Origin of the sequence: Delftia sp. UME58 (assembly GCF_014170385.1) — a bacterium.
Lineage (GTDB): Bacteria > Pseudomonadota > Gammaproteobacteria > Burkholderiales > Burkholderiaceae_C > Comamonas > Comamonas acidovorans.
Map to the genome: position 1 here is coordinate 16,683 of NZ_LZZV01000009.1, position 14,599 is coordinate 31,281.

At 70.3% G+C, this 14,599-nt stretch carries 14 protein-coding genes; 9 read left to right on the forward strand and 5 right to left on the reverse strand.

Annotation, left to right across the window (positions count from 1 at the left end):
- The first annotated feature begins 85 nt into the window (after nucleotides 1-85).
- From A9976_RS01415 to A9976_RS01455, 9 genes are all read left to right on the forward strand, one after another.
- The gene (locus A9976_RS01415) at nucleotides 86-1,606 is read left to right on the forward strand and encodes a TolC family protein (RefSeq protein WP_259649072.1); all 1,521 of its coding nucleotides are present in this window, start codon (nucleotides 86-88) and stop codon (nucleotides 1,604-1,606) included.
- Complete coding sequence (locus tag A9976_RS01420) at nucleotides 1,603-2,757, forward strand: ABC transporter permease (protein ID WP_183017501.1); 1,155 nt, start codon at nucleotides 1,603-1,605, stop codon at nucleotides 2,755-2,757. The genes A9976_RS01415 and A9976_RS01420 overlap by 4 nt, the downstream gene beginning before the upstream one ends.
- Nucleotides 2,758-2,772: 15 nt before the next feature.
- Nucleotides 2,773-3,531 carry an ABC transporter ATP-binding protein gene (locus A9976_RS01425; protein ID WP_013800028.1) on the forward strand — a complete coding sequence of 253 codons (759 nt, stop codon included), beginning with the start codon at nucleotides 2,773-2,775 and terminating at the stop codon, nucleotides 3,529-3,531.
- Nucleotides 3,528-4,472 carry an HlyD family secretion protein gene (locus A9976_RS01430; protein WP_183017502.1) on the forward strand — a complete coding sequence of 315 codons (945 nt, stop codon included), beginning with the start codon at nucleotides 3,528-3,530 and terminating at the stop codon, nucleotides 4,470-4,472. The genes A9976_RS01425 and A9976_RS01430 overlap by 4 nt, the downstream gene beginning before the upstream one ends.
- Nucleotides 4,465-5,169 carry an MtnX-like HAD-IB family phosphatase gene (locus A9976_RS01435; RefSeq protein ID WP_183017503.1) on the forward strand — a complete coding sequence of 235 codons (705 nt, stop codon included), beginning with the start codon at nucleotides 4,465-4,467 and terminating at the stop codon, nucleotides 5,167-5,169. Before A9976_RS01430 ends, A9976_RS01435 begins: the two co-directional genes overlap by 8 nt.
- A 174-nt stretch (nucleotides 5,170-5,343) precedes the next feature.
- Nucleotides 5,344-6,291 (forward strand): carboxylesterase, encoded by a 948-nt coding sequence (locus tag A9976_RS01440; RefSeq protein WP_183017504.1) that lies wholly within the window; start codon nucleotides 5,344-5,346, stop codon nucleotides 6,289-6,291.
- On the forward strand, nucleotides 6,281-6,649 hold the full coding sequence (locus tag A9976_RS01445; protein ID WP_183017505.1) for an EamA family transporter: 369 nt from the start codon (nucleotides 6,281-6,283) through the stop codon (nucleotides 6,647-6,649). The genes A9976_RS01440 and A9976_RS01445 overlap by 11 nt, the downstream gene beginning before the upstream one ends.
- Nucleotides 6,650-6,803: 154 nt before the next feature.
- Nucleotides 6,804-7,298 (forward strand): multidrug efflux SMR transporter, encoded by a 495-nt coding sequence (locus A9976_RS01450; protein WP_012202071.1) that lies wholly within the window; start codon nucleotides 6,804-6,806, stop codon nucleotides 7,296-7,298.
- Nucleotides 7,291-8,520, forward strand: coding sequence for a DegT/DnrJ/EryC1/StrS family aminotransferase (locus tag A9976_RS01455; RefSeq protein ID WP_183017506.1), 1,230 nt, complete (start codon nucleotides 7,291-7,293; stop codon nucleotides 8,518-8,520). Before A9976_RS01450 ends, A9976_RS01455 begins: the two co-directional genes overlap by 8 nt.
- 18 nt (nucleotides 8,521-8,538) lie before the next feature.
- On the opposite strand, the gene A9976_RS01460 is transcribed toward A9976_RS01455, so the two are convergent.
- The 5 genes from A9976_RS01460 to A9976_RS01480 all read right to left on the reverse strand — a co-directional run bounded on the left by A9976_RS01460 (nucleotide 8,539) and on the right by A9976_RS01480 (nucleotide 14,455).
- Nucleotides 8,539-9,444 (reverse strand): arginase family protein, encoded by a 906-nt coding sequence (locus A9976_RS01460; RefSeq protein WP_183017507.1) that lies wholly within the window; start codon nucleotides 9,442-9,444, stop codon nucleotides 8,539-8,541.
- The gene (locus A9976_RS01465) at nucleotides 9,426-10,499 is read right to left on the reverse strand and encodes a GNAT family N-acetyltransferase (RefSeq protein WP_183017508.1); all 1,074 of its coding nucleotides are present in this window, start codon (nucleotides 10,497-10,499) and stop codon (nucleotides 9,426-9,428) included. The genes A9976_RS01460 and A9976_RS01465 overlap by 19 nt, the downstream gene beginning before the upstream one ends.
- A 7-nt stretch (nucleotides 10,500-10,506) precedes the next feature.
- Complete coding sequence (locus tag A9976_RS01470; RefSeq protein ID WP_016447370.1) at nucleotides 10,507-11,880, reverse strand: aspartate aminotransferase family protein; 1,374 nt, start codon at nucleotides 11,878-11,880, stop codon at nucleotides 10,507-10,509.
- A gap of 102 nt (nucleotides 11,881-11,982) precedes the next feature.
- Nucleotides 11,983-12,756: a GntR family transcriptional regulator gene (locus A9976_RS01475; RefSeq protein ID WP_183017509.1), complete on the reverse strand. Its 774-nt coding sequence runs from the start codon at nucleotides 12,754-12,756 to the stop codon at nucleotides 11,983-11,985.
- Nucleotides 12,757-12,760: 4 nt separating this feature from the next.
- Nucleotides 12,761-14,455 (reverse strand): sigma-54-dependent Fis family transcriptional regulator, encoded by a 1,695-nt coding sequence (locus A9976_RS01480; protein WP_183017510.1) that lies wholly within the window; start codon nucleotides 14,453-14,455, stop codon nucleotides 12,761-12,763.
- Between the last annotated feature and the right edge of the window lie 144 nt (nucleotides 14,456-14,599).

Genomic DNA, 14,599 nt, shown 5'->3' on the forward strand with positions numbered 1-14,599 from the left:
GCTGCCGCGCATGTCTCCATATTCCCTCCATAAAGCCTGCAACCTGCCGCAAGCTTGGCCGCGTCCAATGGACATTCCTGGAGGCATGGTCCCCCGGGCCCGCCGGCTCCCTCCACCCTTCTTTCCGACTGCCCCTGCCCACCCTGTGAACACTGCTGCCGCCGCGACGCACCGCTTTTCCTGCCTGTGCCTGGGTGCCGTCCTGGCGCTGGGCGGCTGCTCCTCGCCGCCGCCTGCGCAGCTGGACGGCACGGTCCCGGGCCAGTGGACGCAGCCCGTGCCGGCCGCAGGGGCCGCCGCCGCGCCCGACCTGCAGGGCTGGTGGAAGGCCTGGGACGATGCGGCGCTCGACGCCCTGGTGGACGAGGCGCTGGCCGCCAACCTGGACCTGGCCCAGGCACAGTCGCGGCTGCGCCAGCAGCGCCTGCTGGCCGGCACGGCCGGATCGGCCTTCCAGCCCGTGCTGACGGCCGGTGCGCGCACGCTGCAGGACATTGCGGCCATCGACTCGTATTTCCACGCCAGCATCGACGTGAGCTGGGACCTGGGCCTGTTCGGCGCCCGCGAGGCCGGCGAGCGCAATGCCGCCGCCTCCGTGCTTGACGCACGGGGCCGCCTGCAGGCGGCCCGCGTGGCCCTGGTGGCCGATGTGGTCCACCGCTATCTGGACATCCGCATGGCCCAGCGCCAGCGCGCCCTGATCGACGAGCAGGCACTGCTGGATGCGCGTGCCCTGCAACTGGCCCAGGTGCGCCAGCAGCAGCGCCTGGGCACGGCAGAGGCCGTGCACCAGCTGCAACTGCAGGCCGGCCAGAGCGCGGCGTTGCGTGCCAGCCTGCGCGAAACCCAGGCCCGCAGCGCCCACATGCTGGCCGCCTTGCTGGGCCGCACGCGGCCCGATGCGCAGTGGCTGCAGGCCGATGCGAAGGCCCCGCTGCCCGGTGCCCAGGCACTGGGCGTGGCTGCCCTGCCGGCCGACCTGCTGCGCACGCGCCCCGACATCCAGGTGGCGCAGGCTGCCGTGGAGCGTGCTGCAGCCGAGCAGGGCATTGCGCATGCGGCGCTGTACCCGCGCTTCGTGCTCGGTGGCTCGCTGCTGTACTCGTTCAACATCACCCAGAACTTTCGCACCACGCAGGACAACGCACCCACCTTCGGGCCGCAGATCGACATTCCCCTGTTCGACTGGGGCCGCCGCCGCTCGCAGGCCGACGCCAGCGAGCTGGCGCTGCAGGCCGCCGTCCAGGCCTACCGCCAAAGCGTGCTCGACGGCGTGGCCGAGGTCGAGTCCGCGCTGGCCGCGCTGGACGCCCAGCGCGAGCGCATCGCCTCGCTGCAGTCCACCCAGCAGGTGCTGGCCGAACGCGAGCGCGTGCAGGACCAGCGCCTGAAGCTGGGCCTGGCCAGCGAATTCGGCGGCCTGGCGCCCCGGCGCGCAGCGCTGCAGGCGCGCAGCGAGCAGACCACGGCCCTGGCCGCCCATGCGCTGGCCTACGTGGCGCTGTACAAGGCCCTGGGTGGCGCGCCGCTGCCGGCCGAGGACAAGGACGATGCCGACAGCGGCATGGCGCCGCGGGCCCCACGGGCAGAAGGGGCGCCCTCATGATCGCCCTGGCACGCAAGACGCTGGTGCACGAGTGGCGCCGCTTCATTCCCTCCGTCTTCGCCGTGGGCTTCTCCGGCGTGCTGCTGGCCATGCAGGCCGCGCTGGTGCTGGGCATCTTCGGCTCGGCCGCGCTGTATGTGACGGCTTCCTCGGCCGACCTGTGGATCGGCTACCCGGGCACGCAGAGCGTGAACTTCGGCCGCACCATCGGCCGCGACGTGGACATGCGCCTGCGCATGGACCCCGATGTCGCAGCGGTCGAGCCCTATGTCTGGGTGGATGGCGACTGGCGCTCGGACTCGGCGGCCGGCGGCGCGGCGAGCGAGCACGGCGGCGGCGTGTCGGTCTACCTGTCGGGCATTGCCACCGATGACGCCTCCATGCTGTTTTCCCACGTGCTCCAGCCCTGGCAGCGCCAGCGCCTGCGCGAGCCCGGCGCCGTGATCGTGGACCGGGCCGACCTGCAGACGCTGGGCACCAACGAAGGCGGTGTGGCCTGGGTCAACAACCACCGCGTGCAAGTGGTGGCCGCCGTGGACGGCCTGCGTGGCCTGGGCGGCGTGAACGTATTGGCCTCGCTGGCCACGGCCCGCGGGATTGCGGGCGACCCCGGCCAGGGCAGCACCTATTTCGTGGCGCGCGTGCGCCAGGGCGCCTCGGCCAAGGCCGTGAAGCAGCGCCTGAACCAGCCCACGCCCAGCTTCGGCCCCTACGAGGCATGGACGGCCAGGGAATTCGCGCGGCGCTCGCAGCGCTACTGGATGTTCGACACGGGCGCCGGCGCGGGCGTGCTGTTCATGGCCGTCATCGTCTGCCTGGTGGGCTCGGTGGTCACCAGCCAGTCGCTCAAGGCCGTGGTGGCCGCTTCCTCGCGCGAGTACGCCGTGCTCAACGCGCTGGGCGTGAGCCGCGCGGCATTGGGCCGCGTGGTGGTCGAGCAGGCCTGCTGGATCGGCGGCCTGGGCTTTGTGATGGCCGCGCTGGCCAGCGCCGTATTGCTGGCCCTGGCCATGGCCTACCGCGTGCCCGTGGCGCTGAACGCATCGGCCGTGCTGGCCTGCGCCGTGCTGGTGGCCGTGCTGTCCCTGCTGTCGGGCCTGGGCGCCATGCGCAGCCTGCTGCGCGCCGACCCGGCCACGCTGCTGCGCTGAAGACGGCCAGACGCCATGAACGTGATGAATGCCCACTCCCCCGCGCCCACGGCGGCGCCCCGCACGGCACCCAGCCTGGAGGCCGTGCGCCTGTGCAAGTCCTTTCTGTCGGGCATGGTCAGCGTGCAGGTGCTGCAAGGCCTTTCGGTGTCGCTGTACCCGAGCGAGCTGAGCCTGATCTCCGGGCCCTCGGGCTGCGGCAAGAGCACGCTGCTGTCGCTGATGTCGGGCCTGCAGGCGCCCGACAGCGGCCACGCCATGGCGCTGGGCGAGGACCTGGGCAAGCTGGGCACGCGGGCGCTGGAGAAATTCCGCCTGCGCCACACGGGCTTCGTCTTCCAGGGCTTCAACCTGTTCCCGGCGCTGACGGCCATCGAGCAGGTACAGCTGCCCCTGGGCTACATGGGCCTGCGCAGCGACGAGGCCCTGCGCCGCGCGCAGCAGGCGCTGGACGAGGTCGGCCTGTCCCACCGCGCCCACATGCGCCCGGCCGAACTGTCGGGCGGCGAAAAGCAGCGCGTGGCCATCGCCCGCGCCATGGCCAAGGCGCCTCAGCTGCTGTTTGCCGACGAACCCACGAGTGCGCTGGATGCCGAAAGCGGCCAGCGCGTCATCGACATCCTGCACCGCGCGGCGCGCAACCATGGCACGACCGTGCTGTGCGTGAGCCATGACCCACGCCTGGTGCGCCATGCCGACCGCGTGCTCGGCATGGAGGACGGCGCCATCCGCAGCGACTGGCGCCAGACCTCTCCGTTGAAGGAAAAAGAATGAAGTACCCAATGAGCGGCTTTGCCGCTTCCACTGCCGGTCTGGCTGCGGCGCTGGCCGCCGCCGCGCTGCTGGCGGGCTGCGGTCCTTCGCACGACGCTGCCGCCAACGCCGCTCAGGCCAGCGCCAAGGCGCAGCAAAACGGCCCGGCGGCCGTGGCCGTGGCGCGCGGCAAGATCGAGGTTGAAGGCGGCCTGCTGGACCTGTCGCCCGCCGTTGCCGGCGTGGTGCAGCAGCTGTCCGTCAAGGAAGGCCAGTCCGTGCAGCGGGGCCAGTTGCTGCTGAGGCTGGCCGACGATACCGGCCAGGCCGACCTGGCCGTGGCCGAGTCCGAGGCCCAGCTGGCCAAGGCGCGCCAGAAGGCGCGCGCCGCGCGCCTGCCCCAGCTCAAGCAGACCCTGTCGCGCTGGCAGGCCGCAGCGCGCGAGGGCGCCGCCGATGCACAGAACGTGGACGAGGCCGCGCAGGCGCTGCGCGATGCCCAGGCCGAGATCGACGTGGCCGCGGCCGAGGCCCAGGTGGCACAGCGCAAGCTCGAACAATTGCGCGCCCAGCACAAGCGCCAGGAACTGCGCGCGCCCGAGGCCGGCACCGTGGTGCGCCTGGCCACCCATGCGGGCAGCCAGGCCGTGCCCGGCACGCCGGCCGTGGTGCTGCTGCCGCAGCGCCCGCTGCAGGTTCGCGCCGAAATCAACGAAAGCTTCGCCGCCGCCGTGCGCGAAGGCATGCGGGCCACGGTGACGCTGGACGCCGATGGCGCCGCGCAGCAGCAGCTGCCTTCGGCACGTGTGCTGCGCATCAGCCCCGTCTACGGCACGGCGCGGCTGCAGGACGACCAGCAGCGCGGGCCGGTGCGCGTCATCGACTGTGTGCTGGTTTTCGACCAGGCCCCCGCCGCCGTCGTGCGCGTGGGCCAGAACGTAAGGGTGCTGTTTCATGAATAAGCGCATTCCCCTGTACCTGGACACCGCCGCCCCCGGCTGGATGGTGCAAAGCGATTTCGACGGCACGATCAGCCTGCTGGACGTGACCGACACCCTGCTCAACCGCTTCGGCAAGCCCGGCTGGCAGGAACTGGAGGACGCCTGGGAGCGCGGCGAGATCGGCTCGCGCGAATGCATGAAGGGCCAGGTCGCGCTGCTGGACATGGACGAGGCCGAACTGCGCGCCCACCTGGACACCATCGAGATCGACCCCGGCTTTGCCGGCTTCGTGGCGGCCGCCCAGGCCCACGGCATGGCGGTGCAGGTGGTCAGCGACGGCATCGACTACGCCATACGCCATGTGCTGGAGCGCCATGGCCTGGGCCATCTGCAGGTCATCGCCAACCGCCTGGTGCAGACCGGCGAGCGCAGCTGGCGCCTGGACTCTCCGTGGGCCAGCGCGCAGTGCGCGCGCGCCAGCGGCAACTGCAAGTGCGAGCGCCTGGCCGAGCAGCAGGCCCTGCACGGCCGCGTGCTCTACGTGGGCGACAGCACCTCGGACTTCTGCGTCTCGGGCCGGGCCGACTTCGTGCTGGCCAAGTACAAGCTCATCGCCCACTGCGAAAGCCGGGGCATCGCCCATGCGCCCTTCGAGCATTTCGAGCAGGCCACGGCCCTGCTCGACAAGGTGGTCCTGAGCCTGGAGGCGCTGGCATGACATACCACCCCCTGAGTCGCTTCGCGCCTTCCCGTTGCACGGCGCCCCCCAAGGGGGACGACACCTTCGGTGCGGGGCTGCGCGGCCGGCCAAGGCCCTTCCTTGGTGTCTCTGGCCTCAGGGCACGCCAGTTTCATGGTCAGAGGGCGACGCGCAGCGTCATGGAAAATTGACATGAATTTGAGTGATGGGCTCTCCTTGGTTCAGCACAGCGAGCAGGCTGCTGCCACGGGGCTGGACAGCGTCTGCGTGACCGAGCATGAATTCGTCATGCCGGGCACGGGCGCTGCCGCGCGCACCGGCGTGCTGCTGGTGCACGGGCTCACGGGCACGCCGGCCGAGATGCGCCTGCTGGCCAAGGGGCTGAACAAGCAGGGCTTCACCGTCTATGCGGTCCAGCTGGCCGGCCATTGCGGCAGCATGGAAGATCTCGTGGACACGCGCTGGACCGACTGGCTGGCCAGCGTGGAGGCCGGCCTGCAGCGGCTGTCGCAGCACATGGACCATGTGGTGGTCGGCGGCCTGTCCATGGGCGCCGTGCTCTCCCTGGCCGTGGCCCAGCGCCACCCCGACAAGGTGGACGGCGTCTGCGCCCTGTCCACCACCTTCCGCTACGACGGCTGGAGCATCCCCTTCTACACGCGCCTGGCCTTTTTGCTGCCGCTGTTCCGCGCGCTGGGCATTGGCCGCCACAGCGTGTTCATGGAGCAGCCGCCCTACGGCATCAAGGACGAGGCCCTGCGCGCGCGCGTGGTCGAGCAAATGCATTCGGGCGACAGCGCGGCGGCCGGCCTGCCGGGCAATCCCTGGTGGTCCATCATCGAGCTGCGCCGCCTCTCGGCCCATGTGCTGGCGCGCCTGCCCCAGCTGCGCTCGCCCTGCCTGGTCATCCATGCGCGCAACGACGACATCTCCTCGGTGGCCAACGCCCATGACATCGTGCACGGCGCCAGCCAGGCCCATGTCGAGCTGGTGCTGCTGGACAACAGCTACCACATGGTCACCATCGACCGCGACCGCCGCACCGTGATCGCGCGCACCACCGAATTCGTGGCGCGCATCGCCAGCGGCGCCGCCCCCCGCGAGGTGCGGGATGCGGAGGCCGCGCGGCATGGGCAGTGATCTGTCGCCTCTGGTCATCACGCTGTGGGTGCTGAACGTGCTGGTGGACAGCGGGGGGCAGCTGGCCTTCAAGGCCGCCGCCAGCCAGCCCGGTGAACTCGACGGCCTGGCGCGCTGGCGCTTCATGGCCTCCAGGCCCTGGCTGTGGCTGGGCGTGGGCTGCTATGTGGCCGAGTTCGTGCTGTGGCTGGCCTTTCTCTCGCTGGTGCCGCTGTCCGAAGGCGTGCTGCTGGGCTCCATCAACATCGTGGCCATCATGATCGCGGGCCGGCTGCTGTTTGCCGAGAAGCTGGCACCCATGCGGGTCGCCGGAATTGTCCTCGTGTCCATAGGCGTCGCCATCGTGGGCCTGCATTGAAGATGGAATACCCCCTGAGCGGCTGCGCCGCTTCCCCCTGGGAGGGGGACGACACCTTCGCTGCGAGGCGGCTCTTGCTCGGCGTCCCGCGCATGCGCCGCGGCAGTCCCACGCGATGCGTGCAGAGCGAGCATCAAGGAACTGAAATACCGGTATGAAGCGCTTTTATTTCATTGGCTTTCTGGTGCTCATGGCCTTCGACACGCTGGCCCAGCTGAGCTTCAAGCAGGCCGGCAATGCGGCGCTGCCGCTGGAGTTCTCCACGGCCTGGCTGGCGCGCGTGTTCGGCCAGCCCTGGATCTATGGCGCCTTCGTGGGCTACATCGGTGCGTTTTTCTCGTGGATGACCCTGCTCAAGCGCGCGCCCATCGGCCCGGCCTTCGCGGCATCGCACCTGGAGATTCTTTCCGTGCTGGCACTGTCGTACTGGCTGTTCGACGAGCGCATAGGCATGCCCCAGATCATCGGCTGCCTGTTCATCGTGGCCGGCATCGCCTGCCTGGCCGTCAGCGAGACGCAGGAGGCCGAGGGGCCCGGCGCAGACGATGACACGCCGGGCCATGCGGGCGGCAATCCGGGCGCGGGCTCGGCCAGCGCGGGCGCCGCGCATCTGGCGGCCTCGGCCGAGCACGGCACGCACCGTGGCTGAACGCGTGCTGCCGCCCACGGCGGGCCTGCCGCTGCGCGCGGCCGACCTGCTGCCCTGGGGCGACGCGGACCTGGCGACGGCGCTGGCGCAATGGCTGGGCGTGCCCGCCGTGCAGCTGGAATGCTCGGGCACCTCGGCGCTGATGGTGGCGCTGCAGGCCCTGCGCCGCCTGGCGCCGGGCCGCAGCGAAGTCATCGCCCCCGCCTATACCTGCCCGCTGGTGGCCCTGGCCGTGGCGCACTGCGGCCTGCAGCTGCGCCTGTGCGATCTGCAGTCCCACACACTGGACATGGACAGCGCCCGCCTGCGCGCGCTGTGCAGCGAACGCACGCTGGCCGTGCTGCCCACGCATCTGTGCGGCCGCGTGGCCGACGTGGCCACGGCCGTGGACTGCGCGCGCGCCGTGGGCGCCTGGGTGGTGGAGGACGCGGCCCAGGCCCTGGGCGCCCGCCTGCGCGGCGAGCCCCTGGGCTGGCAGGGCGATGTGGGCTTCTACAGCCTGGCCGTGGGCAAGGGCCTGACCACCTTCGAGGGCGGCGTGCTGCTGGCACGCGAGCCTGCGCTGCGCGAGGCGCTGCGCGAGACACATGCGGCCAGCGTGCGCCAGGACCGGGGCTGGGAGTTGCGCCGCAGCCTGGAGCTGCTGGGCTATGCGGCGCTGTACCGCCCCGCCGGGCTGGACCTGGCCTATGGCCGTCCCCTGCGCGATGCGCTGTCGCGCAGCGACTGGGTGCAGGCCGCCGGCGATGATTTCGACGACGCCATTCCCCGCCATGAGCTGGGCGCCTGGCGCCGCCGCGTGGGCCGGCGCGCGCTGGCGCGGCTGGCGGATTTCCAGCAGCAACTGCAGCGCCAGGCCCATGAGCGCAGCGCCTGGCTGTCGGCCATCGACGGGGTCGAGATGGTGGGTGACACCGTGCCGGGTGCGCAAGGCGTCTGGCCCGTGCTGCTGCTGCGCCTGCGCGATGCGGCGACGCGCGATGCGCTGCTGCGTGCGCAATGGGGGAGGGGCTGGGGTTTGTCGCTGCCCTTCGTCCATGTGCTGCCCGACTATGGCCGCTACGACCATGTGCTGGGCCTGGCGCGCCAGGACGTGGTGGACCAGGGGCGTGACTGGGCACGGCGCCTGGTGGCCGTGGGCAACAGCCTGTGGTTCGACGACGCGCGCTTTGGCGATCTGGTCGATGTACTGGAAAGCGCCACAGCGCGGGCGGCCGTCTGACGCCGCGGGCCCGGCTCCTCAACTGGCCTGCTGCAGACGCTCCACCAGCCGTTCGTTGAAGGCATGCTGGCCCAGTTGCCAGGTGGCCAGCGTCTGTGCGTCGATCTGCGTGTCCTGGCCGTCTCCGGCACTCATCCAGCGCTTCCACCAGGTCGTGTAGCGCCAGGAGGACACATCGCCCGTGATGTCGCTGCCCACGATCTGGCCGGCCAGCGCGCCGATGATGTCCAGGGCCTCGCTTTCCTGCATGCGGCCCTGGTCCCAGTTGGTGCGCACCACCTCGGGCGCGAACACGTCCTTGTCGATGCTCAGGTAGGTGGGCTGGGCTTGCTCGCGCAGCATGCGTGCCAGCGTGCGCGACAGATCGGCCACGCTGGCAAAGCCGCGAAAGGCGGCATCCACGCCCAGGCGGCGCGCCCAGCCCGTGTCCACGCCCGCGCTCCAGTAGCTCAGGCGGCCGGCGCGCAGCGGCGTGAGGTAGTTCTCCCAGGCGTGCGCGCGGCCGATGTCGCCGGAGGTGATGCCGGCCACATGCACATGCGAGACGGCCGGATGCAAGGCCACGCGCCGCACCCAGGAGCCGCAGTGCACGCCCCAGGGAAAGCGCATGTTGTCGGGGTGGTTGTCCAGCACGACCACGCGCAGCGGCCGGCCCGCGGACAGGGCCTGGGCGGTGATGCAGCGCTCGATCAGCGGCCAGCTCAGGTGGTGGAAGTCGCCACTGCCCATGAGGGCCGTGCCATGCGCGGCGGGCAGTTGCGCGTCGAGGGCCGCGCGGAACTGCGCAAAGCGGCGCAGGCCGCAGCCGAAGCGCACCTGCTCCTGCCAGTGCTGCAGCGGCAGGCGCAGCTCGCCGGGCAAGGAGCCCACCGAGCCATCCACATCCAGCACCACGGGCTGGGCATTCAGTTCTGTTCGCTCCATTGGCGATCGCTTTCGAAGTGGCCGGCAAAGCGCCGGCCCAGTGCGCGCAGCAGCGGATTGCGGATGAAGACCGCATGCTGCGTGAAGGTGAAGCTGGCGCCCAGCTGGGCCTTGACCTCGGGGTCGGTCCAGCCGGCCACGTAGTGGCTCAGGCCGCGTTCGATGGCGTATTCAAGGTTGACCATCCAGCTCACGAAATAGAGATTGGCCTCGCGCGCGGCCGGGTAGGACAGGCCGATGTACTTGTCGATCAGCTTGCCGCCGTGCTCGAAGCACAGGTTCCAGCCCAGCAGCGCGCCGGGCGTGCCGTCGTCCTGCAGCGCGCGGTACTCGAACACGGTGCCGCCGTTGCCCGCATCGCGCAGCAGGGCCGCGAAGAAATCGCGCGTGAGCCTGTCGAAGTGGATCTCGCTTTGCGCATACACCGCATCGAACAGCGCGTAGTAGGCATCGACCCGGGCGTCATCGGCAAAGGCCGCGCCCGTGGGGATGCGCTGCACCTGCAGCTGCGCGCGGCTCCTGAGCTTGCGGCGCAGGTTCTGGCGGCGGCTCCTGGACAGGCGTGCAAGGTATTCGTCCAGGCTGGAGAAGTCGATGGGCACATGAGCCAGGGCCTGGCCCTCGACCAGGATGAAGCCCGCATCGGCCAGCGCCAGCGCCAGCGCCCGTGCATGGGCGTTGTCGGCGTCCGGCAGCAGCGGGGAATCCTGGGGCAGGTCCTTGACGATGGTCAGCATGCGCCGGCCTGCGCGCGCACGCAGCGCGGCAGCCTGCTGGGCGGCAGGGGTGCCCATGGGCAGCACGGCGTACTCGCTGACCGTGGTGCCCACGAAGTCGGTGGACAGGCGCAGCCGGCGCGACAGCCAGCCGCCACCGGGCAACGACAAAAGACGCGCCTTGAGCGCGTCGTCCGCCGTGGTCAGAAGATCGAAGGGCGCCGTGAAGGCCGGCGCCGGCCAGTCCTGCAGCAGTGCGAAGCCCTCGGGAGGATGGGCCGCGAACTGCGCGAGCAGGCCTGGGGGTTCGAGCTGGTTGTGCAGGCGCTCTGCGGGCATCGCGCCTTCAGGCCGCCTTGGCTTTCGTGAGCAACTGGTCCAGCAGGACCATGGCTTCGTCGATCTCGGGGCGCGAGATCATCAGCGAGGGCGCGAAGGTGATCACGTTCTTGTAGTAGCCGCCCACGTCCAGCACCAGGCCGCGTTTCTGGCCCTGGTATTCCAGGCCGCCTTCGAGGCCGATGTCCACCATCTTGTCCAGCAGCGCCTTGTTGGGCGTGAAGCCGTCCTCGGTGCAGATCTCGGCGCGCAGCGCCAGGCCCAGGCCGTCCACGTCGCCGATTTCCTTGTGGCGCTTTTGCAGCTCCTTGAGGCCTTCGAGGAAGTAGGCGCCCGATTCGCGCACCTGGCGGCCGAAGTCCATCTCGTGGGTCATCTTCATGACTTCCAGGCCCAGGGCCGTGCCCAGCGGGTTGGAGGCGAAGGTGGAGTGGGTCGATCCCGGCGGGAAGATGGTGGGGTTGATCAGCTCCTCGCGCGCCCACAGGCCCGACAGGGCGTTGAGGCCGTTGGTCAGCGCCTTGGCGAAGACCAGCACGTCGGGCTTGACGCCGAAGTTCTCCACCGACCACAGCGTGCCGGTGCGCCAAAAGCCCATCTGGATTTCATCGACCACCATCAGCACGCCGTGGTCGTCCAGCACCTTCTTGAGGCCCTTGAAGAAGTTGGGCGGCGGCACGACATAGCCGCCCGTGCCCTGGATGGGTTCCACGTAGAAGGCCGCGTACTCGCACTGGTTGGTCTTGGGGTCCCAGATGGCGTGGTACTCGTTCTCGAACTTGCGCGCGAATTCCCGGACGATGGAGTCCGCATACTCCTCGGACGTCATGCCCTTGGGGCGGCGGAACGGGTAGGGGAAGGGGATGAACTGCGCGCGGTCGCCGAAGTGGCCGTAGCGGCGGCGGTAGCGGTAGCTGGAGGTGATGCTGGAGGCGCCCAGCGTGCGGCCGTGGTAGCCGCCCTCGAAGGCGAACATCAGGCTCTTGCCGCCGCTGGCATTGCGCACGACCTTGAGCGAGTCCTCGATGGCCTGGGCGCCGCCCACGTTGAAGTGCACGCGGCCTGCATGGCCCCACTTGCGCTCCGCATCCTGGGCGATGAACTTGGCCAGCTCGATCTTGGTCGGGTGCAGGTACTGGCTGGCGACCTGGGGCAGGGTCTGCAGCTGCTCGATCATCTTCTGCTCGAGGCGCTTGTTCTTGTAGCCGAAGTTCACGGCCGAATACCACATCTGCAGATCGAGGTAGGGCGTGCCGGCCTCGTCGTACATGTAGCTGCCTTCGCAGCCCGAGAAAATCTTGGGCGGGTTGACGTAGTGGACGGTATCCCCGAACGAGCAGTACTTGGCTTCGTCGGCCAGAAGTTGGGCGTTATTGGTCACAGCAGAAGGGCTCCGTAGATTCAGCTGCCGCAGTGTGGGCGGGCAATCTTGCCGGGCTGTCGAGCCTTTGTGTGGGATTTGTGGAGGAGGGCGTGGGCGTGCTCAGTCCATGCCCGCGGCCTGCCCGCCGGATGGCGCTGCGCCGCCCGTGCCGGGCAGTCGCACGCGCCCCTCGCGCAAGGCCTTGAGCAGCTCGTGGGGCGTGGCGCAGATATGCGCCTCCAGCGCCAGGGCCGCGCGCGCCTCCTGGCCGGCCATGGCCAGCTCGAAAATCTCGGTGTGCTCGGCATGCACGTCGCGCGTCATGCCGGGCAGGTCCATGGCGTAGCAGCGGTAGCGCTCGCCATGGCGGGCCAGCAGTCGCAGCACCTTCTGCGTCCAGGGCGAGGGCTGGCCGGCCAGCAGGGCCTCGTGGAAGCGCAGGTTCATCATCTCCCAGGAGCGGCGCTGGGCGCGCGACAGCGGCTGCTCCAGCGAAGACAGCTCCTCGTAGCTGGCGCGCAGCCGGGCGCGCCAGTCCTCGCCGCCATGGCGTATGGAGTCGCGCAGGGCCTGGGTCTCTATGTGCACGCGCAGCCGCGTGAGGTCCTCCAGGTCATCGATGGCAATGGGCGAGACACGAAAGCCGCGCTGCCCCTCGGCCGTGACCAGGGCGTCGCTGACCAGGCGCGTCAGCGCCTCGCGCAGCGTCCCCGCTCCCACGCCATAGGTCTGGCGCAGGTGCTCGATGCGCAGCTTGCTGCCGGGCACGAGCCGGCCTTCGATGATGTCGGCGCGCAGCTCGGCGTAGGCCTGCTCGGTCAGCGTGCGCGAGGCTTCGCCGCCGCCGTCCGCATCGGCCATCAGCAGGCGCTGGATGAAGGGTCGCTTGGCCATGGGCTCACTCCTTGGTGCGTTCGCGAATGCGCGACAGCCGGTAGCTCAGCTGCGGCCGGGTCATGCCCAGCGCGCGCGCCGCAGCCGCGAGGTTGCCGCCGGCGCGGCGCACCGCCTCCTGCAGCAGGCCGTCCTCCAGTGCTTCCAGGTGCAGGCCCTGGCCCAGCATGGCGTCGTACAGGCCCGAGGCGTCGGCCACGCCCTCGGCACCGGGCCCTTGCGCCAGGTAGCCCTGCGCATCGATACCGCTATGCCCCGCGTTGCTCCATTGCGGGAACAGTGCCCCCACATCGATCAGCTCGCCGGGCGGCGTCAGGATCAGGCCGCGCTCCATGAGGTTCTCCAGTTCGCGCACGTTGCCGGGCCAGCTGTGGCCGCGCAGCGCGGCCAGGGCACGGTCACTGAGCCCGGACACGGGCTTGCCGTGCAGTGCCGAGAACTTGTGCAGCAGATGCATGGCTAGCAGCGCGATGTCGTCGGCGCGCTCGCGCAGCGCGGGGATGCGGATGGGATAGACGTTGAGCCGGTACAGCAGGTCGCGCCGAAAGCGTCCTTGCTCGACGGCCTGTTCCAGGTCCACGTTGGTCGCGGCGATCACGCGCACATCGACCTTGCGTGCCTGCGTGCCACCCAGGCGCTCGACCTCGCCGCTTTGCAGCACGCGCAGCAGCTTGGCCTGGGCCGGCAGCGGCAGCTCTCCCAGTTCATCGAGCATCAGCGTGCCGCCATGGGCGCGTTCGAAGCGGCCCATGCGCGCGGCTCCCGCGCCCGTGTAGGCGCCTTTCTCGGCACCGAACAGTTCGCTTTCGATCAGCTCGGCCGGCAGCGCCGCGCAGTTGACGGCCACGAAGGGCTTGCCAGCGCGCGGACTCATGGCGTGCAGCGCGCGCGCGAAGCGCTCCTTGCCCACGCCGGTCTCTCCCGTGAGCAGCACCGTGACCTGGGTGGGCGCGGCCTTGCGCAGCAGCTCCACGGCGCCCTGGAAGGCGCGCGAGCGGCCCAGCAGCGGACCCTGCTCGTCGCTGGGCTGCAGGCCCGTGCGCAGCGCCTCCACCTGCGACTGCAGCTCCTCCATGCGCACCAGCATGGACTCGGGCGCGTAGTCGCGCTCCAGCAGCTCGCCATCGGGCCATTCCTGCACGAAGCGCCCCTCGATCAGGCAGTGCGCGTGGCCGCAGGCCGCGCACTGCACTTCCTTGAACAGCGCGGGCCGGCGAAAGAAGGCGCTGGTATAGCCCGAGGCATAGCCCAGCAGCATCCAGCACACGGGCGCCTCCTGCGGGCCCCATTCGCGCCCGTGCATCTCGGCCTCCCAGCTGTGGTCCCAGCGCACCACGCAGCGCAGGCGGCCCGCGGCCTCGTCGATCTCGAAGACCTCGGGCGTGGCGCGTACCGCGCCTTCGAGCCGGTGCAGCTGCGGGCCCACGGCGAACATGTCGAACAGGCTGGCATCGGGCCGGATCTGGCGCGCCAGCTGCGCATCGCGCTCGCCCGAGGCATAGCCGGCCCGCATCAGCAGCCGGCGCGTATGGGCCGAGCCCATGGTCTCCATCATTTCGCGGCGCAGCGCGCTCAGCGAGGCCAGGTGCAGCAGCAGCATGCGCTGGCCCGAAAGCCAGATCAGCCCGTCCTCGGTGGAAAAGCGCACGAGGCTGCGCAGGTCGGCATCGGATGGCAGGGGTGGGACGGATGTGGGCATGGTTGAACTATCGATAAAACGACTTTTCCTGCCAATGCGGATTCACCCGCGCCCGGTGCCGGCCGGCAGGTGATCAATTGCGCACATGCGGGGTCCCGGATTCACCATTTCATCATGCTGCACTGCGCAATGGCAGGCGGGCGC